Genomic DNA, 26,874 nt, shown 5'->3' on the forward strand with positions numbered 1-26,874 from the left:
GAGAAATAGATGCGCGAAGCAGTAATCGTGGCCGGGGCCAGAACCCCGGTCGGAAAAGCGAAAAAAGGCTCTCTTGCAACGGTGCGTCCGGATGATTTCGGCGCCTTGGTTGTACGTGAAGCATTAAACCGGGCAGGCGGCTACGACGGTCCGATAGATGATTTGATTATGGGATGTGCCATGCCGGAAGCGGAGCAAGGCATGAACATTGCGCGCAATATCGGTGCATTGGCAGGATTGCCGGAAACCGTTTCGGCCGTAACGGTCAACCGTTTCTGTTCATCAGGCCTTCAGTCGATTGCTTATGCAGCTGAACGGATCATGGTCGGCTCAGCAGAAGCCATTATTGCAGGCGGCGTTGAATCGATGAGCATGGTGCCGATGATGGGCAATGTCATCCGCCCGAACGCGAAATTGGCAGAAACTGCCCCTCAGTACTACATGAGCATGGGCCATACGGCAGAACAAGTGGCAACCCAATACGGCGTCAGCCGGGAAGACCAGGATGCATTTGCTGTCCGCTCCCACGAAAAAGCAGCTGCAGCCATTGCAGCCGGCAAATTCGATGAAGAAATCGTGCCGGTCGAAGTGACCCAGCGTTTCGTCGATGACAACAACAAATACCAGGAAAAAACCTTTACATTTGGGATGGATGAAGGCGTTCGCCACGGCACAAGCATTCAAACCTTGAACAAACTCCGCGCAGCTTTCTCAGCACGCGGAACCGTGACAGCCGGAAACTCTTCACAGACATCTGACGGAGCTGCTGCACTGCTCGTCATGGACCGTGAAAAAGCAGAATCGCTTGGCTTGACGCCGATTGCAAAATTCCGTTCATTCGCTACAGGAGGCGTGCCGCCGGAAGTCATGGGCATCGGGCCGATCGTCGCCATTCCAAAAGCATTGAAACTGGCTGGCCTGACCATTGACGACATCGATGTATGGGAACTGAACGAAGCCTTTGCTTCCCAGTCATTAGGCGTTATCCGCCACTTGAATATCGACATCGACAAAGTGAACTTCAACGGCGGCGCCATTGCACTTGGCCATCCGCTTGGTGCGACAGGTTCGATCCTGACGCTTAAAATGATGAGCGAATTGAAGCGCCAAGGAAAACAATTCGGCGTCGTCACGATGTGCATCGGCGGCGGAATGGGCGCAGCTGGCGTATTTGAAATGCTATAAAAATGTGTACTGATTTAGAATTTTGATATTCCACAAATAACTGCGCTTTCCGCAGGCTTACACTAAAGGAACAATGCGTTCTTATTTGATGCTTTGCTCCATATAAACTATAAAACGAATCGTTTTCATGGATTTTTGAAAAGAAAGAGCGGAAAGCGTCCGACTGTCTCTGTCCCTGCATCGCTTTGCTAGCTTCGGGACATGAAAAACCGTTGCATCGCTTCGCTAGCTTCGAGACAAGAAAAAGAGTTGAAGCGATTTCTTTTCTCTCTAATTTCAATTTACAAGTTAACTCAAGTAATTTATAAAACAGGAGGAATACAAAATGGCAGAATCGAAAACGTTAATCAAAGGCGGCAGTTTCTTAATTGAAGACGCAGATTTATCCCGCGTGTTTACACCGGAAGATTTTACAGAAGAGCATAAAATGATCGCGAAAACGACGGAGGACTACGTGAACACAGAAGTGCTTCCGGTCGTTGAAAAGCTTGAAAACCACGAGTTCGACCATTCCGTTCGTTTATTGAAAACGGCAGGAGAACTTGGTTTGCTTGGAGCAGATGTGCCGGAACAATACGGCGGATTGGGCCTTGATAAAATCGCTTCGGCTTTGATTGCTGAAAAAATGTCCAAAGCAGGCGGATTCGGTATTACTCACGGCGCTCACGTCGGAATCGGTTCTTTGCCGATTGTGTTGTTCGGAAATGAAGAACAAAAACAGAAATACTTGCCGCGCCTGGCAAGTGGTGAATTGATCGCAGCATATGCATTGACGGAGCCGAGTTCAGGATCGGATGCACTGGGTGCTAAAACAGTGGCGAAATTGAATGAAGCGGGCACGCATTATGTATTGAACGGCGAAAAACAATGGATCACCAACGCTGGATTTGCCGACGTATTTATTGTGTACGCAAAAATTGACAGCGAAAAATTCTCAGCGTTTATCGTAGAACGCGCATATGACGGCGTATCTGTCGGGCCGGAAGAAAAGAAAATGGGGATCAAGTCGTCTTCAACACGGACACTGGTCTTGCAGGATGCAGTAGTGCCTGTGGAAAACTTGCTCGGCGAAGCTGGCCGCGGCCACGTCATCGCATTCAACATCTTGAACATCGGCCGTTACAAATTGGGTGTAGGCACAATCGGCGGCTCAAAACGTGCAATGGAAATTACGATTCCGTATACAAACCAGCGCCAGCAGTTTAAAACACCAATTTCTTCTTTCAACTTAACTCGTGAGAAATTGGCAACGATGGCTTCTCAATTATATGCACTTGAAAGCTCTGTTTACCGTACGGTTGGCTTGTTCGAAGACCGCATGAGCGGCTTTACAGAAGAAGAGCACGCCAACGGAAAATTAGTGGCAGATGCGATTGCAGAATTCGCTGTTGAATGTTCCATGAACAAATTCTTCGGTACAGAAACTTTGGACTACATCGTAGACGAGGGCGTGCAGCTGCACGGCGGATACGGCTTCATGCAGGAATATGAAATCGAGCGTGCTTACCGCGACTCCCGCATCAACCGGATCTTCGAAGGCACAAACGAAATCAACCGTCTGCTGGTGCCAGGCACTTTGCTGCGCAAAGCGATGAAAGGCGAGCTTCCGCTATTGCAGCACGCACAAAAATTGCAGGAAGAGCTATTGATGATGATGCCGGAAGAAATCGGCACGGAAGCATTGGCTCAAGAGAAATACTTGGTGAAAAACGCGAAGAAAATTGCCTTGTTGGCAGCGGGGCTTGCAGCTCAGACATACGGAGCGAAAATTGAACAAGAACAGGAAGTGCTTGTCAATATTGCGGATATTGTCAGCAATGTGTTTGCGATGGAATCGGCTGTACTTCGCACAGAAAAAGCGATTGCTGCATCCGGTGAAGAAAAAGCCCAGCAGAAATTGCTCTACACGCAAATTTACTGCCAGGAAGCTTTCGACAAAATCGAAAAAGATGCCAAAGAAACCTTGCTTGCGGCTGTTGAAGGCGACAACCAGCGCATGATGCTTTCTGCACTTCGCAAATTGACGCGTTCCACTCCATATAACGTCATTGCGAAAAAACGTGAAGCAGCTGTGAAATTAGTAGAAGTCGAAAAATATGTCGTGTAATGCTTCTTTTACAAAACGCAGCCTCCGGGCTGCGTTTTTTTTGCATCGACCAAAAAGGGCAACTTTGGTAAGCTTGGTTAAAAGGAGGTTTTACCATGATTACGTATTACGCATACCCGAAATGCACTACTTGCCGCAAAGCAAAAAAATGGCTGGATCAAAACGGCATCGCTTATAATGAAATAAATATTGCCGAGGCGCCGCCGTCCCAGGACCAAATCCGTGAAATCTACACCAAAAGCGGAGTGGAATTGAAAAAATTCTTCAATACAAGCGGTTTGAAATACCGGGCACTTGGATTAAAAGATAAATTGAAGGACATGCTGGAAGAAGAGCAGCTGGCATTGCTGGCATCAGACGGCATGTTGATCAAACGGCCGCTTGCTTGGAACGGTGAAAAAGCGACATTGGGCTTCAAAGAAGAAGAGTTTGAAAATACCTGGAAATGAAAGCAGCGAAATCTTGTATTTCCTAGGGCTTTATGTCAAACTGAAATTGAGTACACTACATAATTTGGAGGGTTTTCGATGAGCACACCACAAGAACTTCGTTATTCTAAAGAGCATGAATGGGTTAAAGTTGAAGGCGGCACAGCCCGCATTGGGATTACACATTTTGCACAAGCAGAACTTGGCGACATCGTATTCGTAGAATTGCCGCAAGTTGGGGACGAACTGAAAAAAGACGAGCCTTTCGGCAGCGTTGAATCAGTTAAAACCGTTTCGGAGCTATATGCGCCGATCAGCGGACGTGTAGTTGAAGTGAATAGTGAATTAGAAGACAGCCCGGAATTTGTCAACGAATCTCCGTATGAAAATGCGTGGATGGTGGTAATCGAATCTCCAAACGAAGAAGAAATCAGCGAGTTGATGACTGCTGACCAATACAAAGAAATGACGAACGAGTAATACTTTAAAGCGCCTATTACTTGGCGCTTTTTTTGATAGCCGAAAGGCTGATAGATAGCAGGTTCCTGAAGCTTGTTTTCAAGCAGCAATTGACTCTGATCTTTCATCTTATATCAGCGAGGTGTGGACTTATGGACAAAGTGATTGTAGTCGAAGGGCTTAGCGACAAGACCCGGATCGCACCGCTTATTGCAGAACCCGTGACGATTCTCTGCACAAATGGTACAGTAAGTGCATCAAGGCTTGAAGAATTGCTGCTGCCTTACGAAGATCTGGATATCATCGTATTGGTGGATGCAGACAAATCAGGTGAACAGCTAAGGAAGCTCGTGAAGCGCGAATTTCCTGAAGCCCGGCACTTCTATATAAACCGCAGCTACAAGGAAGTGGCGACGACGCCGATCCGGATCCTGCTGGATGTACTGATTTCGGCAAACGTTCAAGTCAATAAGCTATTAACCGAGGGATGAACAAGATGAAAGAATGGACACATAAAGAATGGCTGAAAGAAAAAAACAAAAACGCTGCAGCCGCCTATTATTTATACACGCCAATGTGCGGAACATGCCAGGTGGCTTCAAAAATGATGGATGTTGTGAAAGAACTTTTGCCTGAACTGCCGATGGGGAAAGCGAACTTGAACTACGTGCAGGAAATTGCTGAACTGTATCAAGTGGAAAGCGTACCTTGCTTGCTCATTACAGAAAACGGCCAGCTGAAAGAAAAGATCTATGCTTTTCAATCAGTGCCTCACATCTATAGCAAATTGAAATCTGTATAAACGGAACAACAGAAGCGTTCCGGTGCAGACCGCTTTGCGGAAGTCTAAGCTGATTTGCCTATAGCTGGCAATTAATTATTTTTAATTCAACATATTTATTGACGAAAAATGTCGAGCATGGTAAATTGAATTTCTGAATTATAATTTTATATCGTAACTCTTATTTAGAGTGGTGGAGGGAAGTGCCCTATGAAGCCCGGCAACCGTCATGCAAATGAAATGGTGCCAAATCACACAAAGCGGAAGCTTTGGGAGATGAGAGAGCGGTTTTCGTGTTTTCACGGTCACCCTTCTGCTCAGTTCTGCGCAGAAGGGTTTTTATTTTGGAGTAGGAGTTGTAAAGGATGATTGAATTAAAAGAACTGTCGAAAGTATTCGATACAGGCAAGGGATCTTTGAAAGCGGTCGACGATGTAAACCTGTCTATTTCATCCGGTGAGATTTTTGGCATTATCGGTTATAGCGGCGCAGGCAAAAGTACATTGATCCGCCTATTGAACGGCCTTGAAAAACCGACTTCCGGTTCGGTCACGATCAGCGGCCAGAACATATCGGCGAGCAAAGGCCAGGACTTAAGAAAAGCGCGCCAGAAAGTCAGCATGATTTTCCAGCATTTCAACCTCTTGTGGTCGCGTACGGTAAAAGAGAATATTGAATTTCCGCTTGAAATTGCAGGCGTCCCGAAAAGCAAACGGGATGCCCGCGTGCTTGAACTGGTCGAGCTTGTCGGCCTTGCGGGAAGAGAAAATGCATACCCGTCTCAGCTCTCAGGAGGCCAGAAACAGCGGGTAGGGATTGCCAGAGCCCTGGCGAACGATCCGGAAGTGCTGCTTTGTGATGAAGCCACTTCAGCACTTGATCCGCAAACAACGGATTCCATCTTGGAACTGCTGGTGGATATCAACAAGCGCCTCGGCTTAACCATTGTCCTGATTACGCACGAAATGCACGTCATTCGCAAAATCTGCCATCGCGTAGCCGTAATGGAAGGCGGGCGCGTCGTGGAGCTTGGGGATGTCCTGACGGTCTTCCAGGCGCCTCAGCAGGAAATTACGAAACGCTTCGTCGCGCAAGTGACCGATACCGAAGATTCAAATGAGACCATCAAGCATCTGCGGGAGCTTTATCCGACAGGGGAATTGGTCAAGCTGATATTCGTCGGCGATCAGACCGAGCAGCCGATCCTGACAAAATTGATCCGCAAGTATCCGGTCGATATTAATATTGTGCACGGGAATATCTCCCATACACAACGGGGAGCATATGGAACATTGATCATCCAGATAAAAGGCACGCAGCCTGAAATTGCGCAAGCTCTTGCTTTCTTGAATGAAGAAAGCATCCAGACGGAGGTGATGGCATGATTGAGTCATTGTTTCCAAACGTCGATTGGGATAATATGTGGGAAGCCACGCTTGAAACACTGTATATGACGGCCATGTCGACATTCTTTACGTTTGTCATCGGCTTGGTGCTGGGCATCATCTTATTTTTGACGGCACCCAAGCAATTATGGGCCAACAGCATTGTCAATTGGCTGACAGGCGCATTCGTCAACATTTTCCGTTCGATTCCATTTATCATTTTGATCATTTTATTGATTCCTTTTACCAAGTTTATGATTGGAACGATTCGCGGGCCGAACGCAGCGCTGCCGGCATTGATTATTGGGGCTGCACCGTTTTACGCCCGCATGGTCTTGATCGCCTTGAAGGAAATTGATAAAGGCGTCATTGAAGCTGCCCGTTCCATGGGTGCGACCACGTGGACCATTATTCGAAAAGTACTGCTGCCGGAATCCAAACCGGCTTTGATTTCCGGAATCACCGTAACGGCAATTGCCTTGGTCGGCTATACAGCTATGGCTGGCATCATCGGAGCAGGCGGCTTGGGTACGCTGGCGTTCCTGGACGGCTTCCAGAGAAGCCGGGAAGACGTAACGCTAATGGCAACGATATTGATCTTGGTTATTGTATTCGCGATTCAGTTTATCGGTGACCGGTTGACAGTGAAATCAGATAAACGATAACACCTAATGCAAACACACAAAAAGGGGATAGAGACATGAAAAAATTATTGGCAGGCACATTATTGACAGCATTAACTTTGGCAGGCTGCGGCAGCGACAACGGCGGAGCAGGCGAAGAAGAGTCGAGCACAATAAAAGTAGGGGCATCTAACGTTCCGCACGCCATCATTTTGGAAGAGGCGAAACCGCTATTAGAAGAACAAGGCATTGAACTTGAAATCGAAACGTATCAGGATTACATTTTGCCGAACCAGGATTTAGAATCCGGTGAGATCGATGCGAACTATTTCCAGCACATTCCTTACTTGGAATCACAAAAGAAAGAGTTCGGCTATGATTTTGAAAATGCCGGTGCGATCCATATCGAACCAATCGGTGTCTACTCCCAGAAATACGCTTCATTGGAAGAGCTTCCGGAAGGCGCAACGATTTTGATGAGCAACTCGGTTGCTGACCACGGCCGTATTCTTTCTTTGCTTGAAGCAAAAGGTTTGATCAAATTGGCTGATGGCGTAGACAAAACGGTTGCTGAAGTAAAAGACATCGTTGAAAACCCGAAAAACCTTGAGTTTGATGCGAATTACGAAGCGGCTTTGATGGTGCAATTGTATGAATCAGGAGAAGGCGATGCGTTGCTGATCAACTCAAACTACGCGATTGATGCCGGCTTGAATCCATTGGAAGATGCAATCGCGCTGGAAGACTCAGAGTCTCCATATGCCAACGTAATTGCAGTGAATGCAGGCGATGAAGACAATGAAAACGTCAAAGCGCTTGTCGAAACATTGAAGTCGAAAGAAATTCAGGACTTCATCTTGGAAGAGTGGGGCGGTTCTGTAGTACCAGTTGAATAATAATATGCGAAAAAGCAGGTTCCTCAAGAAATTGAGTGGACCTGCTTTTTATTTTCTGTCGTTTAATGATCAGCAACGTGTCCGGGCGAAGCGGCAACAGCATTTAACGCTTTAGATTTTAATAGAATCTTATCATTTTAATGGAATAATAAAAATATTCCGGGTTTTAAAGGTTCTCTTCTCTTTCGGTGCGCTATGTGATACTTTTGTATAATAATAAAAAAACAGTTGTTCATCTAGGGAGGACACATCATGAAGATAAAATTCGGTCTTTTGCCGAGGATTATTGTTGCTATCGCATTAGGGGTATTGATTGGTTCGTTTGCGCCGGAATGGATGGCACGGATATTCGCCACATTCACAACGATTTTTGGGAACTTCCTTAATTTCATCGTTCCGCTGATTATTCTCGGGTTTATTGCACCAGGTATTGCGCAGCTTGGCAAAGGCTCAGGAAAACTGCTCGGGCTGGCTACGTTTTTTGCTTATGCTTCGACCATCGCAGCGGGCATATTGGCGTTCTTTGCAGCAACAACCATTTTGCCGAACTTTATGGAAGCTGGTGCGATGAGTGGTATTGAAGACCCGGAAAAAGCATTGGCTACCTCTTTTATCGCTTTGGATATGCCGCCGGTGTTCGGCGTCATGTCAGCATTGATATTGGCATTTTTGCTGGGCATTGGCATGGCTTCTACGGGAAGCAAAACCATGATTTCGTTTTTTGAAGAATTCCAGGCCATTATTGAAAAAACCATTTCATATGTCATCATTCCGTTATTGCCATTCCATATCTTCGGGATTTTTGCCAATATGGCATACGGCGGAGCGGTCGCCAAAATTTTATCGCTTTTTGCAGTCGTGTTCGTCATGATTATTATTCTGCATTGGGTGATGCTGATGCTTCAATACACAGCAGCAGGAACGTTGAACAAAAAGAATCCGATGCGCTTATTGAAAACGATGCTGCCGGCATACTTCACTGCCCTCGGCACACAGTCTTCAGCAGCAACAATTCCCGTCACCGTTCGCCAAGCGCGCGAAACAGGCGCGAACGAAAAAGTGGTCGATTTTGCAGTGCCGCTATTCGCGACCATCCATTTGTCGGGAAGCACCATTACAATCGTGTCGTGCTCCATTGGTGTGCTACTTTTGACAGGAGATCTGCCGAGCTTTTCAAGTTTCCTACCCTTTATCTTCATGCTGGGCGTCACGATGATTGCTGCTCCAGGAGTGCCGGGAGGAGCTGTTATGGCAGCTATCGGCTTGCTTGAAGCCATGCTCGGATTCGATCCGACGATGGTGGCGTTAATGATCGCTTTATATCTGGCACAGGATAGCTTCGGCACTGCTGCGAATGTGACAGGCGACGGGGCACTTGCAATGATTGTAGACCGGTTTACCAATGGGAAAAAAGTATTGCAATAATATGGAAATTCAATGAATTCCGGCTATTCGCCCTACTGTATACGATTTCATTCAGCTATGCTATTATAACTGAGGATTTCAATTACAAGGGGGAAAACACCATGAAGAAATTGCTTATGATCGGCTTTTCAGCTGCTTTATTCCTAGGGGCATGCAGTGAAGAAACTGCTACAGAAGACACAGCTAAAGAACAGACAGCATCAGAAGAGACATCGAAAGAGACGGGCAACGCCAAGCAGGAATTTATGCGTTTCTATATGTCCATTCCTCAAACAATCAACGGTACAGATGTTGACTTGAACACGTTTGAAGTGAACCAGACAGAAAGCACGCTTCCTGAAGGGGCAGATTTGCAGGCAATGAAAGATGCAGCTAAAGCTTCTGCTGAAAAAACAGCGGCAGCAGTGGAAGGAATCGAAATTCCGGAATCACTGGCTGACCATAAAGAAGATATCGAAGCAGGACTTTCTTCTATTAAAGAATCCTACGACATGAAAGCGGAAGAACTGACAAAAGAAGCATCTTTTGAAGCGGCAAATGCTAAATTCGCTGAAGCCGACGAAAAGTTTAACGCTATGCTGGAATCATTGGAACTTAATCCATCTAGCATCTATACAGAAGTAGCAAAATAATCGCTTCTAGACCCGGAATATTCATATTCCGGGTCTTTTTGTAGGTTCTTCCACTTCCTAAGACAATAGTGCTATTTTCTGACAAATTTGCTGTTCCTGGGTTTTAAGCGAAATAACAGGGGTATAATACATACTGAAATACAAATTCGAAAGGAATGGTTCACTATCGATTCACACGGAATTGAGCACACGGAGAAAATGGAGCAGGCATTTCGAGACGTCCACGGATTTGGTATTGATGAATACCAAAACGACACAAACAAAATTGTAGAAGTAGAGCAGCGGAGAGAACGAGACTATCAAAAAGGGCAGCTAGCGGCTGCGAAGATCGAGCGTCTGGTACACCGTGATTAATATAGTATGCTTAAGCCAGTGCCTTTAGGTGCTGGTTTTTTGATTGATATGTATTCTCATTTAGTGAGTTTCTATTGAAAATAAAAATGCCTCGGAAACAGTGTGCCGAAAACCCGGATTTAGCAATAAATACAGCATTTTGAAAAGCTCATTTCTAAAATTCTTCTTCGGTTTAATGATTTGCTACTAATGCGGATTTCGGTTAAGATTAGAATGATACTAATTAAGAATGGTTTGCCATTCAACATCAACTTTATGGAGGTATTTACATGTCAACTTTGGTCATTAAAGATTTGCACGTTGAAATCGAAGGTAAAGAGATTTTAAAGGGTGTAAATTTAACTATTAATACAGGTGAAATTCATGCCATCATGGGACCTAACGGAACAGGTAAGTCAACTTTGGCTTCTGCTATCATGGGGCATCCAAAATATGAAGTAACATCCGGTTCAATTACTTTGGACGGCGAAGACGTATTGGAAATGGAAGTGGACGAACGCGCACGCGCTGGCCTTTTCCTTGGCATGCAATACCCGAGTGAAATTTCTGGAGTAACAAATGCTGACTTCATGCGTTCGGCTATGAATGCCCGCCGCGAAGAAGGCGATGAAATTTCATTGATGAAATTTATCCGTGAACTTGACAAGAAAATGGAAGTTCTTGATATGGACCAGGAAATGGCGCAACGCTATTTGAACGAAGGATTCTCAGGCGGGGAAAAGAAACGCAATGAAATTCTTCAAATGATGATGATCAAACCGAAAATTGCAGTCCTTGACGAAATTGACTCCGGTTTGGATATTGACGCATTGAAAGTTGTATCTGAAGGCGTTAACCAAATGAGAAGCGAAAACTTTGGCTGCTTGATCATCACTCACTATCAGCGCTTGTTAAACTACATCACACCTGACCATGTTCACGTAATGATGCAGGGCCGTGTCGTTAAATCCGGTGGAGAAGAACTTTCTCACAAACTGGAAGCAGAAGGCTATGACTGGATCAAAGCGGAACTTGGAATCGAAGATGAGACTGTAGGACAAGAAGCTTAATTGGAAGGGGAAACTAACGTGACGGTTGAAACGAATTTAAAAATAACCGAGCAGGACGTACGCTCCTTCTCGGCTTCTAAATCAGAACCTGAAGAGTTTACAAACTTGCGCGTTCAGGCGCTTGCAGCTGCAGAAGTATTGCCGTTGCCAAAACCTGATAAAACGAAAATTGCGGCCTGGAACTTTACTGAGTTTCCTGTGCATTCAACAGACAGCTCAACGTATGCTTCGCTTACGGAGCTTCCGGAAGAAGTGCAGTCTCTTGTTGACTTGAAACAGAAAAATCTGTATATCCAGCACAACAATACACCAGCCTACTTGGCATTGCCAGAAGAACTGAAAGCGAAAGGAGTTATCTTAACGGATATCTTCACCGCGATCCGTGACCATGCAGACCTAGTCGGAAAATATTTTATGAACGAAGCTGTAAAAGCGGAAGAGCATAAATTGACATCGCTTCATGCAGCCTTGTTAAACGGCGGCGTATTCTTATATGTACCGAAAAACGTCGTCATTGAAGAGCCGGTCCAAGTGGTATTCATCCACGACAACGCAGACGCTTCACTGTTCAACCACGTGTTGGTTGTAGCAGATACAAGCAGCCAGGTAACGTATGTTGAAACATATATTTCAACAGTACCCAAAGCAAACGGACTCGCAAACATCGTTTCTGAAGTTATTGCAGAAGACAATGCGAAAATCACTTACGGTGCAGTGGACGTATTGGCTGAAGGATTTACAGCTTATATCAACCGCCGTGGAGTTGCGAAACGTGATGCAACGATTGAATGGGCGCTTGGTATGATGAACGACAGCGATACGATTTCTGAAAACACAACTTACCTGATTGGCGACAATTCAACTGGCGATACAAAAACGGTTGTAGTTGGCAGAGGCACTCAGAAACAGAACTTTACCACAACTGTAACGCATTGGGGCAAAAACTCAGAAGGCCAGATTTTGACGCATGGCGTTATGAAAGAAGCGGCATCCGCTATTTTCAACGGCATCGGCAAAATCGAACACGGTGCTTCTAAAGCGAATGCTGAACAGGAATCTCGTGTCCTTATGCTGAGCCCGAAAGCACGCGGGGATGCAAACCCGATTCTATTGATCGACGAAGACGATGTAACCGCAGGCCACGCTGCTTCAGTTGGCCGAGTAGATCCGCTTCAATTGTATTATTTGATGAGCCGCGGCATCACAAAACAGGAAGCTGAACGTCTTGTTATTCACGGCTTCTTGGCACCAGTGGTAAATGTGCTGCCAATCGAGGGCGTTAAAAAGCAATTGACGGAGGTTATCGAAAGGAAAGTCCGCTAATGATCAACCAAGAGATAAAAAGCTATTTTCCGATACTGAACCAAGAAATTAATGGCCATCCACTTGTTTATCTGGACAGTGCCGCCACTTCCCAAAAACCGGTGCAGGTCATTGAAGCATTGAAAAACTATTATGAGTTTGACAATTCCAATGTTCACCGCGGCGTGCATACGCTCGGCAACCGGGCGACAGAAAAGTATGAAGGCGCACGCGAAAAGGTCCGGAAATTCATCAATGCCAATGATGCCAAAGAAGTGATTTTTGTCCGCGGAACTACGACTGCCATCAATACAGTAGCCCAAAGCTACGGCAGAGCGAATGTGGAAGAAGGCGATGAAATCGTCATCACTTATATGGAACACCATTCCAATATCATTCCATGGCAGCAACTCGCTAAAGAACGCGGAGCGATTCTGAAGTATATTGAACTTGAAGAAGACGGTACGATTTCATTGGAACAAGTGCGGGCAGCTATAACTGAACGGACGAAAATTGTCTCAATGGTCTACGTTTCGAATGTTCTTGGCACGATGAACCCGGTAAAAGAAGTTGCGCAGATTGCCCATGAAAATGGAGCCGTTCTTGTTGTAGACGGTGCTCAGGCTGCACCTCACTTGAAAATCGACGTTCAGCAGCTTGATTGCGATTTCTTTGCTTTTTCCGGCCATAAGATGGTCGGTCCGACTGGAATCGGCGTATTGTACGGCAAGCAGGCATTACTGGAAGAGATGGAACCTGTTGAGTTTGGCGGCGAAATGATTGATTTTGTTGGCCTCTATGATTCAACATGGAAAGAGCTTCCTTGGAAATTTGAAGGCGGGACGCCTATCATTGCAGGAGCGGTTGGCCTCGGTGCTGCAATCGATTTTCTGAATGAAATCGGCTTGAATAATATTGAGCAGCACGAACATGCGATGGCTGCTTATGCGATGGACAGAATGAGCGGCATCGAAGGGCTCCAGATTTATGGTCCGAAAGATCCTGCAAAACGTGCAGGCATTGTAACGTTCAATTTAAATGACGTGCATCCGCATGATGTAGCGACTGTTCTGGATATGAGCGGCATCGCTGTCCGTGCTGGACACCATTGTGCGCAACCGCTGATGAAGTGGCTGAATGTGACTGCTACAGCACGCGCCAGCTTCTATGTCTACAATGACGAATCGGATATCGATCGTTTAGTGGAAGGCCTGCGTACAGCAAAGGAGTATTTCAATAATGTCTTTTAATAATTTAGATCAACTTTATCGGCAAGTAATCATGGATCATTACAAAACGCCGCGCAACAAAGGCGCGCTTGAATCCAACAGCGTAAATATCGAAATGAACAACCCGACATGCGGCGACCGGATTCAGCTGACGCTGCAAGTCGAAGACAATATTGTCAAAGATGCAAAATTCGACGGTGAAGGCTGTTCAATTTCGATGGCATCTGCTTCAATGATGACCCAGGCGGTTAAAGGCAAAGATGTCGAAACAGCGTTGCAGCTTTCGCATATCTTTTCCGATATGATGCTTGGAAAAGAATACGATGATTCAATCGATTTAGGGGATATTGAAGCATTGCAAGGTGTTTCCCAATTCCCTGCACGCATTAAATGTGCTACTCTTGCATGGAAAGCCATGGAAAAAGGCGTAAAAAGCGAAGAAAAATCGTAACACAGAACGGAGGAACGACGATGGCGAAAAAAATGCCGGAGATCGGTGATTATAAATATGGGTTCCACGATAAAGATGTGTCGGTGTTCCGATCAAAACGTGGACTTACAGAAGATATCGTAAGAGAAATTTCAGGTATCAAGAACGAACCGGAATGGATGTTGAAATCCCGTCTGAAAGCTTTAAAATTGTTCTACTCAATGCCAATGCCACAATGGGGCGGCGATTTGGGTTCATTGAACTTCGATGAAATTACGTATTACGTAAAACCGTCTGAAGCGAGCCAGACTTCTTGGGACGAAGTTCCGGACGAAATCAAAGCAACATTTGATAAACTGGGAATTCCGGAAGCTGAACAGAAATACCTTGCAGGTGTTTCTGCACAGTATGAATCAGAAGTTGTTTACCACAACATGAAAGTGGAATTGGAAGATATGGGGATTGTCTTTAAAGACACAGATGCAGCGCTTCGTGAAAACGAAGACTTGTTCCGTGAATACTGGCAGACCGTAATTCCAGCCGCAGACAATAAGTTCGCGGCTCTTAACACAGCCGTATGGTCTGGTGGATCGTTCATCTATGTACCGAAAGGCATTAAAGTGGAATCTCCGCTTCAGGCATATTTCCGCATCAACTCGGAAAACATGGGCCAATTCGAACGTACGATGATCATTGTAGACGAAGGCGCTAGCGTTCACTATGTAGAAGGCTGTACAGCACCGGTCTACACAACAAACTCTCTGCACTCTGCTGTAGTTGAAATTGTTGTGAAAAAAGATGCATATTGCCGTTACACAACTATCCAAAACTGGGCAAACAACGTTTACAACCTTGTAACGAAACGCGCATTTGTAGATGCCAACGGTACAATGGAATGGATTGATGGCAACATCGGTTCTAAATTGACGATGAAATACCCGGCTGTTTACTTGAAAGGCGAAGGCGCACGCGGCATGACCTTGTCGATTGCAATCGCCGGCAAAGGGCAGCACCAGGATGCTGGAGCGAAAATGATTCACTTGGCTCCAAACACTTCATCTTCAATCGTTTCGAAATCCATTTCGAAACAAGGCGGTAAAGTTTCCTACCGCGGGATCGTTCACTTCGGCCGCAAAGCTGATGGCGCCCGTTCAAACATCGAATGTGATACATTGATCATGGACAATCAGTCAACTTCTGATACAATTCCATACAATGAAATCTTGAACGACAACGTATCTTTAGAGCATGAAGCGAAAGTTTCAAAAGTATCTGAAGAGCAATTGTTCTACTTGATGAGCCGCGGCGTTTCTGAACAAGAAGCAACAGAAATGATTGTAATGGGCTTTATCGAGCCATTCACAAAAGAACTTCCAATGGAATATGCGGTAGAAATGAACCGTTTGATCAAGTTCGAAATGGAAGGCTCTATCGGTTAATAAATGTCTCAATCCCTCTTGGCATGGCTCTGTTCATGCTAAGGGGTTTTTTTATGGAATCTCTTAAAGTCAAAAAATCAATAAGTGCTTTTTTATAGTAAACTATGGACAATCTTATTAAGTTTTGGGGTCTCATGAAAGGGTATAGTAGCTGAGTAAGTAAATTTCAAGGAGGAATGCTGGACATGAGCCAAACATTCGATACATTGAAAGAAAAGCTTAGCAACGCAGACTTGGGGCAGGCAAAAGAAGTGATGGAGCAAGCCAAACAAGCCCACGAAGATGGAAAAATCGACGAAAATGAAAAAAAAGAACTGTTCGAATCCGCAAAATCGATCATTGGCGGCAAAGGACTAGGCGGACTCTTTTGACAAGATGAACGGTCATGATGCTTCATAATTGAAATGCAGAACCGAACAAAGCCCGGCGCTTATGCGCCGGGCTTTGTTCGGTTAATATTTTTCATTGCTTCCCGTTTGCTGAGGGGCATCAAATCATGTTCCAAGACAATAGAACGTACCCAGTCGGCATTGGTTTTGGCGTATTCGCGAAGTGCCCAGCCGATGGATTTCTGGATAAAGAATTCAGGCGAAGCGGCGTGTTCCAGAATAATGCGGCTAAGGAGCATCGTGTCTGTTTCTTGTTTGTATTTTAATTGATGAAGAATAGCGGCGCGGTTTGTCCATATATTGTCTGCTTGCGACCATTCGAGCATGGCACGCGTTCCGGCAGCCCGTTCATTTTTGACGACGAGGCCGAGTATCCGCGGCGCGATGGTATCGACACTGTCCCACCAGGATTTCCTTTCGATCAATTGCCGCAAAAAAGGCAAATCAGCAAGCGCCAAGTGCTTGGCCATCTTTTCAAGCAAAGCGATAGCCGCATACTGGTACTCGCGTTCCGGCAGTTCATACAGTTTCCACACTTCTTCTGGCAAACGTTCCGGTTCAGGTAGGCGATATTCCTGAAACTGCTCCTTCAGCAATACTTTTCGCAAAGGCGTTTTGATTCCGAGAAAGGGGAATTGATTTCGCATATACGCGCTCATCGGTCCAGCCAGTTCTTCGCTGCGGTGGGTTTCAAATTTCTCGATAATTCCTTTATGGTCCCATTCTTTTTTCATGAAATCATCTCCTCACCCTTTTTAAAAAGTGTAGCACACCCGAAAGCAGGGAAATGTACAGCAACTGCTTTTTTTCTATTGGAAATCTTGCAATTGCCGCAAAGGGCGTCTTACAAAAAGACGTCCAATTTTTTGTGTGCTATCATAAAATAATAACGAAAAATGGAGGCGGGACGATGATATACGTTGGTTTGACAGGTTGGGGCGACCATCCGGACGTCTACAGCCCAGGCTCAAAGAAAACAGAAAAACTGATTGACTACAGTTCGCATTTTCCAATCGTTGAATTGGATTCATCGTTCTATGCAGTCCAGCCCGAGCGCAATATCCGTAAATGGATCAACGAGACGCCGGAAGGATTTCAGTTTGTGGTGAAAGCGTATCAAGGCATGACCGGGCATCAGCGCGGGGAAAATCCATTTGACAGCCGCGACGAAATGTTTGAAGCATTCCGCTTGTCGATCCGGCCTTTAAAGGAAGCGGGGAAGCTGGCGATGGTACTGCTTCAGTTTCCGCCTTGGTTTGATTGCCAGCGGGACAATGTCGAACAAATCCGGGAGATTGTCGGGCGCTTGCAGGAATTTGATTTGGCAATCGAGTTTCGCCACCAGTCGTGGTATGCTCCGGAACTAAAGGAGAAGACGATTGAGTTTTTAAGGGAAAACAACTTGATCCATTCAGTTTGTGATGAACCACAGGCAGGAGACGGTTCCATTCCATTAGTGCCGATTTCCACCCGGGAAGACAAAGTGCTCCTTCGGCTGCACGGCCGCAATGTCCACGGCTGGTTGAATCCGGGCAATGCCAAGAAATGGCGGGAAGTCCGTTACTTATATGATTACAATAAAAAAGAGCTGGAAGAAATCAGCGAAGCTGTTGCGTCCTTAAAAAAATCCACTGATAATGTGTATGTGATTTTCAATAACAATTCCGGCGGCCATGCTGCAGGAGACGCCAAACAATTCCAAGAGATGAATGAGCTGGAATTCCAAGGACTCAACGAGAAACAGCTCGATTTGTTTGAAGGTGAATTTTAATGGAGTTTGTGCTGATTGCGATTGTTGGCTTATTGTCAGGAATCGTAGGTGCGTTGATCGGCCTTGGCGGAGGGGTCATTCTCGTTCCGGCCATGCTGTTTCTCGGCACGGCGTTTACGTTTTTCCCTGAGTTGTCACCGCAGAAAATCGTTGGGCTTTCGGTGATTATGATGATTTTTACAGGGCTATCTTCCACCTTGTCTTATATGAAAGTGAAAACCGTCGATTACCGGAGCGGATTTATCTTTTTTGCAGGAAGTGTGCCTGGGACCATTATTGGGGCATTTGTGAATAAAGGGTTGGATTTGCCTTCTTTTAATCTGTATTTCGGCATTTTGCTGGTCTTTCTAGCGGTTCTGCTTTTGGTTCGGGACCGGCTAAAAGAAGTTCATTGGTTTGTCGACAATGGCACAAAATATCATTTTAAGGATTCCATGAACAAGGAATATGTTTATGGATACCCGATTTGGGCGGCGCTTGTGCTGACATTCGCTGTCGGATTTGCTTCCGGCCTGTTTGGCATCGGCGGCGGCTCGATGATGGTGCCAGCGATGATTTTGCTGTTCTTGTTCCCTCCGCATGTGGCAGTTGGGACTTCCATGTTCATGGTGTTTTTATCGTCGATTGTCAACTCCATCACCCATTTTTCACTTGGCAATATTCCATGGATTTACACATTGGCTGTAGTGCCTGGAGCTTATATCGGGGCGAAAATAGGGGCAGGGTTAAACAAGAAACTCCAGTCTGAGACGCTTGTCGTCATATTGCGCATTGCCTTATTGGTGTTGGGGCTGCGTTCGATTTACGAAGGATTATTCAGTTCTTAAAGAGGTGGAAGTGATGGGTGAGACCATTCATATATATCATACAAACGATTTGCACAGCCATTTTTCGAATTGGCCGCGCATCAAGAATTTATTGGCTGAGCGGAAACGCTGGCACGAGGAAGAAGGGGATGTCTGCCTGATCCTCGATATTGGCGACCATGTCGACCGATCGCATCCCTATACCGAAGGGACAGCGGGGAAAGGCAACGTGGATTTGCTGAATGATGCCGAATACGATGCGGTGACGATTGGCAATAACGAAGGCATTACACTGTCCAAAGAAGAGTTGGACGAATTATATGTACAAGCTGACTTTGATGTGATAGTCGCTAATTTACATGAGCCGAACGGCGATCGTCCCGAATGGGCAAAACCGCACCGGCTGATCGAAACAAAAAGCGGGTACACCATTGGCCTTGTCGGAGCCACGGCCGAATTCACTCCATTTTATAAACGCCTCGGCTGGACGGTTTCAGACGCTAAAAACGCCATTATAGAGGCTGTAGAGGCTATTAAAGGGGAAGCAGACCTGATTGTCTGCCTGTCGCATTTGGGCGTCAAAGAAGACGAATATTTAGCGGAATTATGCCCGGGCATTGACGTGATTCTCGGGGCACATACACACCATATATTCCATGAAGGAAAAATGATCGGCAATACTTTGCTCGGCGCCGCTGGAAAATTTGGCATGTACATCGGCCATGTCACCATCGAGCCTTTTCTCCAGGAGAAAAAAGCGCAATTGATTGAAACTGCCACGCTGCAAAGCAGCGACGACACATTCAATGAGCTGCTTATTGAACAAGGCAAAGCCCAATTGGATGAACCGATTTTTTATAATGAGAAAGAGTTGAAGGCGGAATGGTTCAAAGACTCCGCACTTGCTGAATTGTTTGGCGAAGCCTTGCTGGAATTTTCAGGTGCTCCTTGTGCGTTGTTTAATGCCGGGTTGTTTATGGAGGACATGCCAATCGGGAAAGCGACCCGCTATGACTTCCATAAAATGCTGCCGCATCCGATTAATCCATGTTTGATCGAGCTGACGGGAGCAGAGCTGAAAGAAATTTACATGCAGTCCTTAAATGCAGAGTGGCCGCATATCGAATTGAAAGGGATGGGATTCCGGGGAGCAGTGGTCGGCAAAATGATCCGAGTGGGCCTGGAGTTGAGAAATCATCAACTGTTCGTCGGCGGAAAACCGGCAGCCCACGACGAAACCTTCGAACTGATTACATTGGATATGTTTACGTTCGGCTACTTTTTCCCGACGCTGAAGCGCGCGCCGAAAAAGTATTTTATGCCCGAATTCCTGCGGGACGTTTTCAGCCAGTATTTCCGGAGCAAAGCCATCCGTTGAAAGAAAATTCGCACTTAACATACATTTGATTTTGTAAATATTATGGGCTATGCTTACTATGAAATAAATATTGATGGGTAGAGGCTGCAAAACTTATAAGTACGATGTGCGAGTGTGACAACGTTGAACACATCTAAAAGGAAGTTTTGCCGAAGTTCTTTTTTTGCTGTCACTGAAAAAAGAGCTGGGGGTATTCTGAACAAGAATGCCACTGTCGTTTATGTTTTAACATAAGCGAAGAGCTACAGGGTTGTTTGGTGTTTGAACGCACAGACGAATTGTAGAGGGCTGACTGTATCCATTGGGAGACAGTGGGCTCTTTTTCTTTCTCTTCCATCCTAGAAAACAGGAGGAATCTGTAACATGGAAAACACTATTTTTTCGATTTTGCCGCCAATCATTGCGATTGTCATGGTGCTGCTGACTCGCCGCGTGCTGTTATCGCTCGGCGCGGGAATTGTGGCTGGGGCTTTGATTTTAACGTCATTTGCGCCGCTGGAAGCATTGCGGGAAGTATATAATTCATTCGCCATTACGTTCTGGGACGAAGGCTTTAACGCTTATAACGTCTTCATCATTCTGTTCCTGCTCTTGCTTGGAATCATCACTGCGTTTGTCAGTTTGTCCGGCGGAAGCCATGCTTTTGCCGAGTGGGCAGCTACACGCATCAAAAGCCGCCGAGGCGCTAAAATTCTTACAGTGGTGCTCGGCATGGTTATATTTATCGATGATTACTTTAATGCCCTGGCAGTTGGACAAGTGGCACGTCCGATTACGGACCGCTACAAAGTATCCCGTGCTAAACTGGCCTACTTCATCGATTCTACCGCTGCACCGGTCTGCGTCATTTCGCCGGTATCGAGCTGGGGAGCAGCGATCATCGGGATTGTGGCGACCATTTTAGCGGGGCAAAGCTATGTGCAGATGTCTGCGCTTCAAGCTTTTGTGTGGATGGCTCCGATGAACTTTTACGTCATTGCCACACTGGCTATTGTCTTTTTCATCGCCATCCGCGACGTGGATTTTGGTGCAATGAGAAAACACGAGATGCGTGCCATCGAAACAGGTGAATTATATGATGCCAATAAAACAATTCCCGGGGAAATGAAGGAAGATTTCCCGACCCATTCCCATGGGCGTGTCATGGATTTGTTGCTGCCAATCATCTTGCTGATTGCTGGAACTGTTGGTTCTATGCTGTACACAGGTTACCAGAATGCTGGACAAATTTTTGATATCTGGTTAATTTTCGAAAACACCGACGTGCCAACCTCCTTATTGGTAGGAGGACTTCTTGGAGCAGTTTCTTCTATTCTGCTGTACGTGAGACAATTTAAAAAGAATAAAACGGCCAATGCGACATGGATGTTCAAAGGGATTGCTGAAGGCATTAAATCCATGTCCGGTGCGGTTTTCATTTTAATCTTCGCCTGGTCATTAAGCTATTTGATTGATGCCCTTCAAACCGGCTTATACTTGGCTGACCTTGTCACTGCGTGGAATCTGCCGACTGCTATTCTACCGGTATTGTTATATGTACTCGCAGGATTTATGGCATTCTCAACAGGAACTTCCTGGGGGTCGTTCGGGATATTGCTTCCGATTGCAGGAAATATTATGGCCCAGGCAGCACCTGAACTTTTATTGCCGGCATTGGCAGCGGTATTGGCAGGCGCGGTATTCGGCGATCATTGCTCACCTATTTCGGATACGACGATTTTGTCGTCCACGGGAGCAGGAAGCAACCATATGGATCACGTCTTAACGCAATTGCCTTATGCATTGACCGCAGCGGCCATTGGCGCGGTAGGGTATATTGTCATAGGGTTTACCGGTTCGCTTTGGCTGGCTTTAGCATCAGTTATTGTTATTTTAGTGATATTGTTTGTAATCTGGTCTAAGCAGGGTTCTTTAGTTGGAAAACAAGCAAATACTCAATAATGAAAAAGCAGAGATTCTTTATCTCTGCTTTTTTATTATTGCAATAATAGTTTTCTTTGAAAAAATCTTGAATTTATCTTTACTTTGACTGTCCCCCTAGTTATACTATTTTTAGATTAGTCAATAATCTGAAAATAAACAAACTTCCTATTTTTCTGTAAGTAAATTGGAAGAAACAAAGGGGGAACAAAAATGGAACGTTCACAATGGGGGACTCGAGCCGGTTTTGTTATGGCGGCAGTCGGGTCTGCAGTAGGTTTGGGAAATATCTGGCGGTTTCCATACGTCGCTTATGAAAATGGTGGAGGAGCATTCTTTATACCGTACTTATTCGCTCTGCTGACAGCAGGAATCCCAATTTTAATCATGGAATTCACCATTGGCCATAAGTTCCGTGGATCAGCGCCGTTATCGTTCTTTAGAATGAGCGGCAAAAAGCTAGAATGGATGGGTTGGTGGGCAATTTTTGTTTCATTTGTCATCTCCACCTATTATGCGGTCATTATTGCCTGGTCTATGCGCTACACAATTTTTTCGTTCAACCAGGCATGGGGAAGCGATACAGAAGCTTTCCTATTTAATGATTTCCTTCAATTGACCGTTACGCCTGGCCAGACCGGGGGACTTGTATGGGGTGTACTAATTCCGCTGGCACTGGTATGGATTATCACACTGGGCATTTTGTTTGCCGGAGTCAAAAAGGGGATTGAGCTGGCAAACCGGATTTTCATTCCGACATTGGTGGTCATTTTCCTTGTTGTGGTAATCAGAGCGGTTACTCTTGACGGGGCATCTCTTGGACTTGATGCATTTTTTAAACCTAATTTTGATGCCATTTTAAATCCGCAAGTTTGGGTAGCGGCTTATGGCCACATTTTCTTCAGTTTATCGGTAGCTTTCGCTATTATGATCACTTATGCAAGTTACTTGCCGAAAAAATCGGATATTACGAACAATGCGTTCATCACCGGATTTGCCAACTCGGCATTTGAATTGCTTGCCGGTATCGGTGTGTTTGCTGCATTAGGCTTCATGGCGAACCAGCAAGGAGTGGCAGTGGCGGATGTTGCTGCAGCGGGCGTAGGGCTGGCATTCGTTGTGTTCCCGCAAATCATCAATGAATTCCCAGGCTTTAATGGTTTGTTTGGAGCATTGTTCTTCCTGTCGTTGACCCTTGCCGGATTAACTTCATTGATTTCGATTACGGAGACATATGTAGCCGGTTTTTCTGAGAAATTCGGAATTTCAAGAAATAAAGCGGTTGCATTGGGCGGTGGATTAGCTGCTATCATTTCGATTTTGTTTGCAACACAAGGCGGATTGTTCTTCCTGGACGTTGCTGATTACTTCATTAACCAATTTGGTGTAGCAGCAATCGGTTTGGTGGAAGTGGTATTGATTGTTTGGGTGTTCCGCAAAGCGGATATGCTTAAAGGCCATGCTGATGCCATTTCGGATATCCGGCTTGGCGGATGGTGGAAAATCTGCTTGGGCATCGTAACTCCGATCGTCTTGGGTTATATGATGTTCGGCTTATTCAAAACTAACCTTCTTAAAGAGTTCGATACCGAAACCGGAAACTACGAAGGATATTCGGATACGTTCATCATGCTAGGCGGTACAGCCGTTGCGCTGGGAGCTATCCTACTCGGGATTCTCTTATCGGTTGGCAAATGGCATAAAGACCATGCACAGTTTGAGGAAGATAAATAATAAGGGGGACCATAACATGTCAATTAGCGCAATCGTAGTAATGATTATCGGAATGGTCATCATTTGGGGCGGATTAGTGGCAAGCATCATGCACGCCGTCAGCAAAAGCAGAGCCGCTAAAAGAGCAGCTTGATAAAAAAGCCCGGAGCATCTGCTTCCGGGCTTTTTTGTGCATATAGAAAACCTTCCAACTTTTGTTATATTGTGAGTGGAGATTCTTTATGGTACATTTGGAGGGGAATGGTTTCATACATAACTTAACAGAATGGGGACGATGAGCGTGTCAGTGGAACAGGAACATCTAAGGAAGCCCGATTGGTTAAAGATCAAACTCAACACAAATGAAAACTATACGGATCTGAAAAAGATGATGCGGGAAAACAATCTGAATACGGTTTGTGAAGAAGCCCGTTGCCCAAACATCCATGAATGTTGGGGAACCCGCAGAACGGCCACTTTTATGATTCTTGGGGCTGTTTGTACCCGTGCCTGCCGTTTTTGTGCAGTTAAGACCGGGTTGCCGAATGAACTGGATCTGCAGGAACCGGAACGTGTAGCAAAATCTGTGCAATTGATGAACTTAAAGCATACAGTAATAACAGCTGTAGCTCGTGATGACCTAAAAGACGGCGGCTCGGAAGTGTTTGCTGAAACTGTGCGTGCCATTAAACGTTTAAATCCATTTACAACTGTTGAAGTTCTGCCTTCTGATATGGGAGGAGTGTATGAAAACCTGGAACGCCTGATGGTGGCGGAACCCGATATTTTAAATCACAATATCGAAACCGTTCGGAGGCTCACGCCAAGAGTCCGGGCACGGGCAACGTATGACCGTTCGCTCGAACTGTTGAAACGGGCAAAAGAAATCCGTCCGGAAATTCCGACTAAGTCTTCGCTGATGCTCGGACTGGGCGAAACAAAAGAAGAAATACTTGAAGTCATGGATGATTTGCGGGCAAATGATGTTGATATCATGACAATTGGCCAGTATTTGCAGCCCTCCAAAAAACACTTGAAGGTGCAGAAATACTATTCGCCTAAAGAGTTTAAGGAACTGTGGGAAATTGCGATGGATAAAGGATTTTCGCATTGCCAGTCAGGGCCGCTCGTCCGCAGCAGCTACCATGCGGATGAGCAAGTCAACGCAGCCGCAAAAGAGCGCCAGCGTCTTGGAGATATACAAGCAGCTGTTTCAAACAGCTAATGGATGGTGATAACGATGGTTATATTAGATCAATGGGAATACGAAGTAATAATCGATTACCGGGAAGGCTTTCAGCAAGAGGCACTGGCCAACCGCTACAGCGAAATCCTGGCGAAATACGATTATATACTGGGAGACTGGGGATATGGCCAGCTCCGATTAAAAGGCTTTTTTGAAGATACCAATCATAAAGCGACTTATGACACAAAAATCAGCACCTTGCAGGATTATTTGTATGAATACTGCAATTTTGGCTGTGCCTATTTTGTCATTAAGAAAGTGGGCAAAGCCCCTGCACCAGAACCAGAACAACAGCCGGAAACCCTCGAGACAGATTCATAATCTGGCGAGGGTTTTTTCGTGCCATATGATATGATAAAGAAGAGAACAGCATGAAAACAGCTAAGTTTAATGGAGGGTTTTAAATGTATTTTATAGATAGAAATCAAATTACAGAAACAGCAAGCCACATGGCTGCGCTGATTGAATTGTTCGAGGAAAAGCAAGAGTGGACATCGTTGCTGGACCAATTGGCATTGGAGCGCCTTGCGAATAATTTAATCGAGTCGATGATCGACATGGGGAATTCCATGATTGACGGATTTATCATGCGGGATCCTGGCAGCTATGAGGACATCATTGATATTTTGGTGGACGAAAAAGTCATTACGGCAGAAATGGATGAACCGTTGAAAAAAGTGATCGGGCTGCGGAAAATGCTGGTACGGGAATTTATGAAAGTGGACCATCAGGAATTGGTGGATGTTATTCGTGCAAACTACGTGCCGTTGAAAGACTTTGCGCCGAAAGTTGAGCATTATTTAGAACATGAGCTGGGACCGGTATCTGCATTTTTGCCGGAGTCTAAAAATGAAAAATTATAAAGCATATTGCCTGGATTTAGATGGCACGGTCTACCGGGGAACAGAACCCATCGCCGAAGCGGTGGATTTTGTCCGCCGTCTTCAAACAGAAGGCATTGAACCGTTTTTTGTCACGAATAATGCATCGATGACCCAGCTGCAGCTCCATCAAAAGCTCGCGCGGTTTGGCATTGAGACGGCGGAATCCCAGATTATGTCTTCTGCTCTGGCTGCCGCCAAATACATCAAGCGCTGGTATCCGGATAAGACGGTCTTTGTGATCGGTTCAGACGGCCTTCATCAGGCGTTGGCGCAAGAAGGCATCACGCAAGTGGAACAGGACGCCGATATCGTGGTGATGGGGATAGATCCTGCAGTCAACTATGAGAAACTGGCAACGGCATGCCTGGAAGTCCGTAAAGGCGCCGTCTTTTTATCAACCAACCGCGATTTGGCATTTCCATCAGAAAGAGGCTTGCTGCCGGGAAACGGGGCGTTTACGACGCTTGTTGCTGCTTCTACAGGAGTGGACCCGGTGTAATATCGGCAAACCGGAAGGGCATATGCTCGACGCAATTCTTTATGAACACGGATTTGAAAAAAACGACATGGTCATGATCGGAGACAATTACGACACCGATATTTTAGCAGGCGTCCATTTTGAAATTGATACGGTCCACGTCAATACCGGTGTTACGCCGATGGAAGAGGTCATGAAAAAAGATGTTCAGCCGACCTATCTGCTGGAACACCTTGGATTTTGGACCATATAAGAAAAGCATAATCGCCCATCGAATCGGGGCGCTGGAGCCTGGACAAAATAAAAAAGCCGTTGGGAACGGCTTAGAATAAAGGATTTTCTTCTATAAACTCATAAACATTCTTGGTCAGTTCTTCGGGCGAATCTGCTTCGACGATTTCACCATTTACGAGTGCATAAAGAGATTCCGAACATTTTGTGCAATAACTTAAACAGCCATATTCCAGGACATCGAGATTCGGATCCCGTTCCAGTTTTTCAAAAGATTCTTGTGATCCATTTGCTATATTGCTGATGCAAAATTCCACAATTGGTTTCATTTTGG

General features: G+C 45.6%; 31 protein-coding genes and 2 riboswitches. Of the genes, 29 read left to right on the forward strand and 2 right to left on the reverse strand.

The features are described from left to right. Positions 1-9: 9 nt before the first annotated feature. The 18 genes from BLQ32_RS09585 (at position 10) to BLQ32_RS09665 (ending at position 16,095) form a co-directional block, all read left to right on the forward strand. Positions 10-1,185 (forward strand): acetyl-CoA C-acetyltransferase, encoded by a 1,176-nt coding sequence (locus tag BLQ32_RS09585; RefSeq protein WP_036808237.1) that lies wholly within the window; start codon positions 10-12, stop codon positions 1,183-1,185. 325 nt (positions 1,186-1,510) lie between these two features. Next, the gene (locus BLQ32_RS09590) at positions 1,511-3,292 is read left to right on the forward strand and encodes an acyl-CoA dehydrogenase family protein (RefSeq protein WP_074510158.1); all 1,782 of its coding nucleotides are present in this window, start codon (positions 1,511-1,513) and stop codon (positions 3,290-3,292) included. A gap of 95 nt (positions 3,293-3,387) precedes the next feature. Then, the gene (locus BLQ32_RS09595) at positions 3,388-3,741 is read left to right on the forward strand and encodes an arsenate reductase family protein (RefSeq protein ID WP_074510159.1); all 354 of its coding nucleotides are present in this window, start codon (positions 3,388-3,390) and stop codon (positions 3,739-3,741) included. Positions 3,742-3,819: 78 nt separating this feature from the next. After that, positions 3,820-4,200 carry a glycine cleavage system protein GcvH gene (gcvH, locus tag BLQ32_RS09600; protein ID WP_036808246.1) on the forward strand — a complete coding sequence of 127 codons (381 nt, stop codon included), beginning with the start codon at positions 3,820-3,822 and terminating at the stop codon, positions 4,198-4,200. Between the two features lie 131 nt (positions 4,201-4,331). Then, the gene (locus BLQ32_RS09605) at positions 4,332-4,670 is read left to right on the forward strand and encodes a TOPRIM domain-containing protein (protein WP_036808249.1); all 339 of its coding nucleotides are present in this window, start codon (positions 4,332-4,334) and stop codon (positions 4,668-4,670) included. Between the two features lie 5 nt (positions 4,671-4,675). Next, entirely contained in the window at positions 4,676-4,981 is a 306-nt protein-coding gene (locus tag BLQ32_RS09610; protein ID WP_036808252.1) for a thioredoxin family protein, read from the forward strand. 157 nt (positions 4,982-5,138) lie between these two features. Continuing rightward, positions 5,139-5,243: riboswitch (SAM riboswitch) on the forward strand. Positions 5,244-5,325: 82 nt separating this feature from the next. Continuing rightward, on the forward strand, positions 5,326-6,345 hold the full coding sequence (locus BLQ32_RS09615; RefSeq protein WP_074510160.1) for a methionine ABC transporter ATP-binding protein: 1,020 nt from the start codon (positions 5,326-5,328) through the stop codon (positions 6,343-6,345). After that, positions 6,342-7,010 (forward strand): methionine ABC transporter permease, encoded by a 669-nt coding sequence (locus tag BLQ32_RS09620; RefSeq protein WP_074510161.1) that lies wholly within the window; start codon positions 6,342-6,344, stop codon positions 7,008-7,010. Before BLQ32_RS09615 ends, BLQ32_RS09620 begins: the two co-directional genes overlap by 4 nt. A 35-nt stretch (positions 7,011-7,045) precedes the next feature. Continuing rightward, entirely contained in the window at positions 7,046-7,864 is an 819-nt protein-coding gene (locus BLQ32_RS09625) for a MetQ/NlpA family ABC transporter substrate-binding protein (protein ID WP_074510162.1), read from the forward strand. 252 nt (positions 7,865-8,116) lie between these two features. Further along, positions 8,117-9,289: a dicarboxylate/amino acid:cation symporter gene (locus tag BLQ32_RS09630; RefSeq protein WP_074510163.1), complete on the forward strand. Its 1,173-nt coding sequence runs from the start codon at positions 8,117-8,119 to the stop codon at positions 9,287-9,289. Between the two features lie 101 nt (positions 9,290-9,390). Next, positions 9,391-9,921, forward strand: a complete 531-nt coding sequence (locus BLQ32_RS09635; RefSeq protein WP_036808266.1) for a hypothetical protein — start codon at positions 9,391-9,393, stop codon at positions 9,919-9,921. 198 nt (positions 9,922-10,119) lie between these two features. Further along, positions 10,120-10,275 (forward strand): YuzK family famiily protein, encoded by a 156-nt coding sequence (locus BLQ32_RS20245; protein ID WP_483312706.1) that lies wholly within the window; start codon positions 10,120-10,122, stop codon positions 10,273-10,275. A gap of 263 nt (positions 10,276-10,538) precedes the next feature. Next, positions 10,539-11,324: a Fe-S cluster assembly ATPase SufC gene (sufC, locus tag BLQ32_RS09640; RefSeq protein WP_175557100.1), complete on the forward strand. Its 786-nt coding sequence runs from the start codon at positions 10,539-10,541 to the stop codon at positions 11,322-11,324. 18 nt (positions 11,325-11,342) lie between these two features. After that, positions 11,343-12,647, forward strand: a complete 1,305-nt coding sequence (gene sufD / locus BLQ32_RS09645) for a Fe-S cluster assembly protein SufD (protein ID WP_074510199.1) — start codon at positions 11,343-11,345, stop codon at positions 12,645-12,647. Then, positions 12,647-13,876, forward strand: a complete 1,230-nt coding sequence (locus tag BLQ32_RS09650) for a cysteine desulfurase (RefSeq protein ID WP_036808275.1) — start codon at positions 12,647-12,649, stop codon at positions 13,874-13,876. The genes sufD and BLQ32_RS09650 overlap by 1 nt, the downstream gene beginning before the upstream one ends. Continuing rightward, a complete protein-coding gene (gene sufU, locus BLQ32_RS09655) occupies positions 13,866-14,306 on the forward strand; it encodes a Fe-S cluster assembly sulfur transfer protein SufU (RefSeq protein WP_036808278.1) in 441 nt (146 codons plus the stop codon). Before BLQ32_RS09650 ends, sufU begins: the two co-directional genes overlap by 11 nt. Positions 14,307-14,326: 20 nt before the next feature. Then, entirely contained in the window at positions 14,327-15,724 is a 1,398-nt protein-coding gene (gene sufB / locus BLQ32_RS09660) for a Fe-S cluster assembly protein SufB (protein ID WP_036808280.1), read from the forward strand. Between the two features lie 185 nt (positions 15,725-15,909). Beyond that, complete coding sequence (locus BLQ32_RS09665) at positions 15,910-16,095, forward strand: hypothetical protein (RefSeq protein ID WP_074510164.1); 186 nt, start codon at positions 15,910-15,912, stop codon at positions 16,093-16,095. Positions 16,096-16,154: 59 nt separating this feature from the next. Here BLQ32_RS09665 and BLQ32_RS09670 read toward each other — a convergent pair whose 3' ends face one another. Continuing rightward, positions 16,155-16,847, reverse strand: a complete 693-nt coding sequence (locus BLQ32_RS09670; protein WP_074510165.1) for a DNA alkylation repair protein — start codon at positions 16,845-16,847, stop codon at positions 16,155-16,157. Positions 16,848-17,023: 176 nt separating this feature from the next. Here BLQ32_RS09670 and BLQ32_RS09675 point away from each other — a divergent pair, with 176 nt between their 5' ends. The 11 genes from BLQ32_RS09675 (at position 17,024) to BLQ32_RS20150 (ending at position 26,562) form a co-directional block, all read left to right on the forward strand. Continuing rightward, on the forward strand, positions 17,024-17,884 hold the full coding sequence (locus BLQ32_RS09675) for a DUF72 domain-containing protein (RefSeq protein WP_074510166.1): 861 nt from the start codon (positions 17,024-17,026) through the stop codon (positions 17,882-17,884). Beyond that, positions 17,884-18,711: a sulfite exporter TauE/SafE family protein gene (locus BLQ32_RS09680; RefSeq protein ID WP_074510167.1), complete on the forward strand. Its 828-nt coding sequence runs from the start codon at positions 17,884-17,886 to the stop codon at positions 18,709-18,711. Before BLQ32_RS09675 ends, BLQ32_RS09680 begins: the two co-directional genes overlap by 1 nt. A 13-nt stretch (positions 18,712-18,724) precedes the next feature. Beyond that, a complete protein-coding gene (locus BLQ32_RS09685; protein WP_074510168.1) occupies positions 18,725-20,068 on the forward strand; it encodes a bifunctional metallophosphatase/5'-nucleotidase in 1,344 nt (447 codons plus the stop codon). 70 nt (positions 20,069-20,138) lie between these two features. Continuing rightward, positions 20,139-20,321: riboswitch (Lysine riboswitch) on the forward strand. 110 nt (positions 20,322-20,431) lie between these two features. Continuing rightward, the gene (locus tag BLQ32_RS09690) at positions 20,432-22,009 is read left to right on the forward strand and encodes a Na+/H+ antiporter NhaC family protein (RefSeq protein WP_074510169.1); all 1,578 of its coding nucleotides are present in this window, start codon (positions 20,432-20,434) and stop codon (positions 22,007-22,009) included. Positions 22,010-22,201: 192 nt separating this feature from the next. Further along, positions 22,202-23,722 carry a sodium-dependent transporter gene (locus tag BLQ32_RS09695; protein ID WP_074510170.1) on the forward strand — a complete coding sequence of 507 codons (1,521 nt, stop codon included), beginning with the start codon at positions 22,202-22,204 and terminating at the stop codon, positions 23,720-23,722. Between the two features lie 16 nt (positions 23,723-23,738). Beyond that, positions 23,739-23,855 (forward strand): methionine/alanine import family NSS transporter small subunit, encoded by a 117-nt coding sequence (locus tag BLQ32_RS19695; RefSeq protein WP_139150527.1) that lies wholly within the window; start codon positions 23,739-23,741, stop codon positions 23,853-23,855. Between the two features lie 147 nt (positions 23,856-24,002). After that, positions 24,003-24,926 carry a lipoyl synthase gene (lipA, locus tag BLQ32_RS09700; RefSeq protein ID WP_036808371.1) on the forward strand — a complete coding sequence of 308 codons (924 nt, stop codon included), beginning with the start codon at positions 24,003-24,005 and terminating at the stop codon, positions 24,924-24,926. Positions 24,927-24,941: 15 nt separating this feature from the next. Continuing rightward, positions 24,942-25,268 (forward strand): YutD family protein, encoded by a 327-nt coding sequence (locus BLQ32_RS09705; protein WP_036808306.1) that lies wholly within the window; start codon positions 24,942-24,944, stop codon positions 25,266-25,268. A gap of 83 nt (positions 25,269-25,351) precedes the next feature. Further along, complete coding sequence (locus BLQ32_RS09710; protein WP_074510171.1) at positions 25,352-25,810, forward strand: DUF86 domain-containing protein; 459 nt, start codon at positions 25,352-25,354, stop codon at positions 25,808-25,810. Continuing rightward, the gene (locus tag BLQ32_RS09715; protein WP_342342121.1) at positions 25,797-26,330 is read left to right on the forward strand and encodes an HAD-IIA family hydrolase; all 534 of its coding nucleotides are present in this window, start codon (positions 25,797-25,799) and stop codon (positions 26,328-26,330) included. The genes BLQ32_RS09710 and BLQ32_RS09715 overlap by 14 nt, the downstream gene beginning before the upstream one ends. A 22-nt stretch (positions 26,331-26,352) precedes the next feature. Next, positions 26,353-26,562: an HAD hydrolase-like protein gene (locus tag BLQ32_RS20150; protein ID WP_342342122.1), complete on the forward strand. Its 210-nt coding sequence runs from the start codon at positions 26,353-26,355 to the stop codon at positions 26,560-26,562. Between the two features lie 70 nt (positions 26,563-26,632). On the opposite strand, the gene BLQ32_RS09720 is transcribed toward BLQ32_RS20150, so the two are convergent. Then, positions 26,633-26,869 (reverse strand): YuzB family protein, encoded by a 237-nt coding sequence (locus BLQ32_RS09720; RefSeq protein ID WP_036808312.1) that lies wholly within the window; start codon positions 26,867-26,869, stop codon positions 26,633-26,635. Positions 26,870-26,874: the final 5 nt, after the last annotated feature.

Source organism: Planococcus glaciei (genome assembly GCF_900099655.1).
Lineage (GTDB): Bacteria > Bacillota > Bacilli > Bacillales_A > Planococcaceae > Planococcus > Planococcus glaciei.

Coding starts and splice junctions, on each gene's coding strand:
- sufB (WP_036808280.1), top strand. CDS start 14,327: ATGGCGAAAAAAATGCCGGAGATCGGTGATTATAAATATGGGTTCCAC.
- BLQ32_RS09695 (WP_074510170.1), top strand. CDS start 22,202: ATGGAACGTTCACAATGGGGGACTCGAGCCGGTTTTGTTATGGCGGCA.
- BLQ32_RS09605 (WP_036808249.1), top strand. CDS start 4,332: ATGGACAAAGTGATTGTAGTCGAAGGGCTTAGCGACAAGACCCGGATC.
- BLQ32_RS20150 (WP_342342122.1), top strand. CDS start 26,353: ATGCTCGACGCAATTCTTTATGAACACGGATTTGAAAAAAACGACATG.
- BLQ32_RS09635 (WP_036808266.1), top strand. CDS start 9,391: ATGAAGAAATTGCTTATGATCGGCTTTTCAGCTGCTTTATTCCTAGGG.
- sufU (WP_036808278.1), top strand. CDS start 13,866: ATGTCTTTTAATAATTTAGATCAACTTTATCGGCAAGTAATCATGGAT.
- BLQ32_RS09590 (WP_074510158.1), top strand. CDS start 1,511: ATGGCAGAATCGAAAACGTTAATCAAAGGCGGCAGTTTCTTAATTGAA.
- BLQ32_RS09630 (WP_074510163.1), top strand. CDS start 8,117: ATGAAGATAAAATTCGGTCTTTTGCCGAGGATTATTGTTGCTATCGCA.
- BLQ32_RS09610 (WP_036808252.1), top strand. CDS start 4,676: ATGAAAGAATGGACACATAAAGAATGGCTGAAAGAAAAAAACAAAAAC.
- BLQ32_RS09710 (WP_074510171.1), top strand. CDS start 25,352: ATGTATTTTATAGATAGAAATCAAATTACAGAAACAGCAAGCCACATG.
- BLQ32_RS09715 (WP_342342121.1), top strand. CDS start 25,797: ATGAAAAATTATAAAGCATATTGCCTGGATTTAGATGGCACGGTCTAC.
- BLQ32_RS09685 (WP_074510168.1), top strand. CDS start 18,725: ATGGGTGAGACCATTCATATATATCATACAAACGATTTGCACAGCCAT.
- BLQ32_RS09595 (WP_074510159.1), top strand. CDS start 3,388: ATGATTACGTATTACGCATACCCGAAATGCACTACTTGCCGCAAAGCA.
- BLQ32_RS20245 (WP_483312706.1), top strand. CDS start 10,120: ATGGAGCAGGCATTTCGAGACGTCCACGGATTTGGTATTGATGAATAC.
- BLQ32_RS09650 (WP_036808275.1), top strand. CDS start 12,647: ATGATCAACCAAGAGATAAAAAGCTATTTTCCGATACTGAACCAAGAA.
- BLQ32_RS09620 (WP_074510161.1), top strand. CDS start 6,342: ATGATTGAGTCATTGTTTCCAAACGTCGATTGGGATAATATGTGGGAA.
- BLQ32_RS09625 (WP_074510162.1), top strand. CDS start 7,046: ATGAAAAAATTATTGGCAGGCACATTATTGACAGCATTAACTTTGGCA.
- BLQ32_RS09585 (WP_036808237.1), top strand. CDS start 10: ATGCGCGAAGCAGTAATCGTGGCCGGGGCCAGAACCCCGGTCGGAAAA.
- BLQ32_RS19695 (WP_139150527.1), top strand. CDS start 23,739: ATGTCAATTAGCGCAATCGTAGTAATGATTATCGGAATGGTCATCATT.
- BLQ32_RS09675 (WP_074510166.1), top strand. CDS start 17,024: ATGATATACGTTGGTTTGACAGGTTGGGGCGACCATCCGGACGTCTAC.
- BLQ32_RS09615 (WP_074510160.1), top strand. CDS start 5,326: ATGATTGAATTAAAAGAACTGTCGAAAGTATTCGATACAGGCAAGGGA.
- BLQ32_RS09665 (WP_074510164.1), top strand. CDS start 15,910: ATGAGCCAAACATTCGATACATTGAAAGAAAAGCTTAGCAACGCAGAC.
- gcvH (WP_036808246.1), top strand. CDS start 3,820: ATGAGCACACCACAAGAACTTCGTTATTCTAAAGAGCATGAATGGGTT.
- BLQ32_RS09690 (WP_074510169.1), top strand. CDS start 20,432: ATGGAAAACACTATTTTTTCGATTTTGCCGCCAATCATTGCGATTGTC.
- BLQ32_RS09705 (WP_036808306.1), top strand. CDS start 24,942: ATGGTTATATTAGATCAATGGGAATACGAAGTAATAATCGATTACCGG.
- BLQ32_RS09680 (WP_074510167.1), top strand. CDS start 17,884: ATGGAGTTTGTGCTGATTGCGATTGTTGGCTTATTGTCAGGAATCGTA.
- BLQ32_RS09720 (WP_036808312.1), bottom strand. CDS start 26,869: ATGAAACCAATTGTGGAATTTTGCATCAGCAATATAGCAAATGGATCA.
- BLQ32_RS09670 (WP_074510165.1), bottom strand. CDS start 16,847: ATGAAAAAAGAATGGGACCATAAAGGAATTATCGAGAAATTTGAAACC.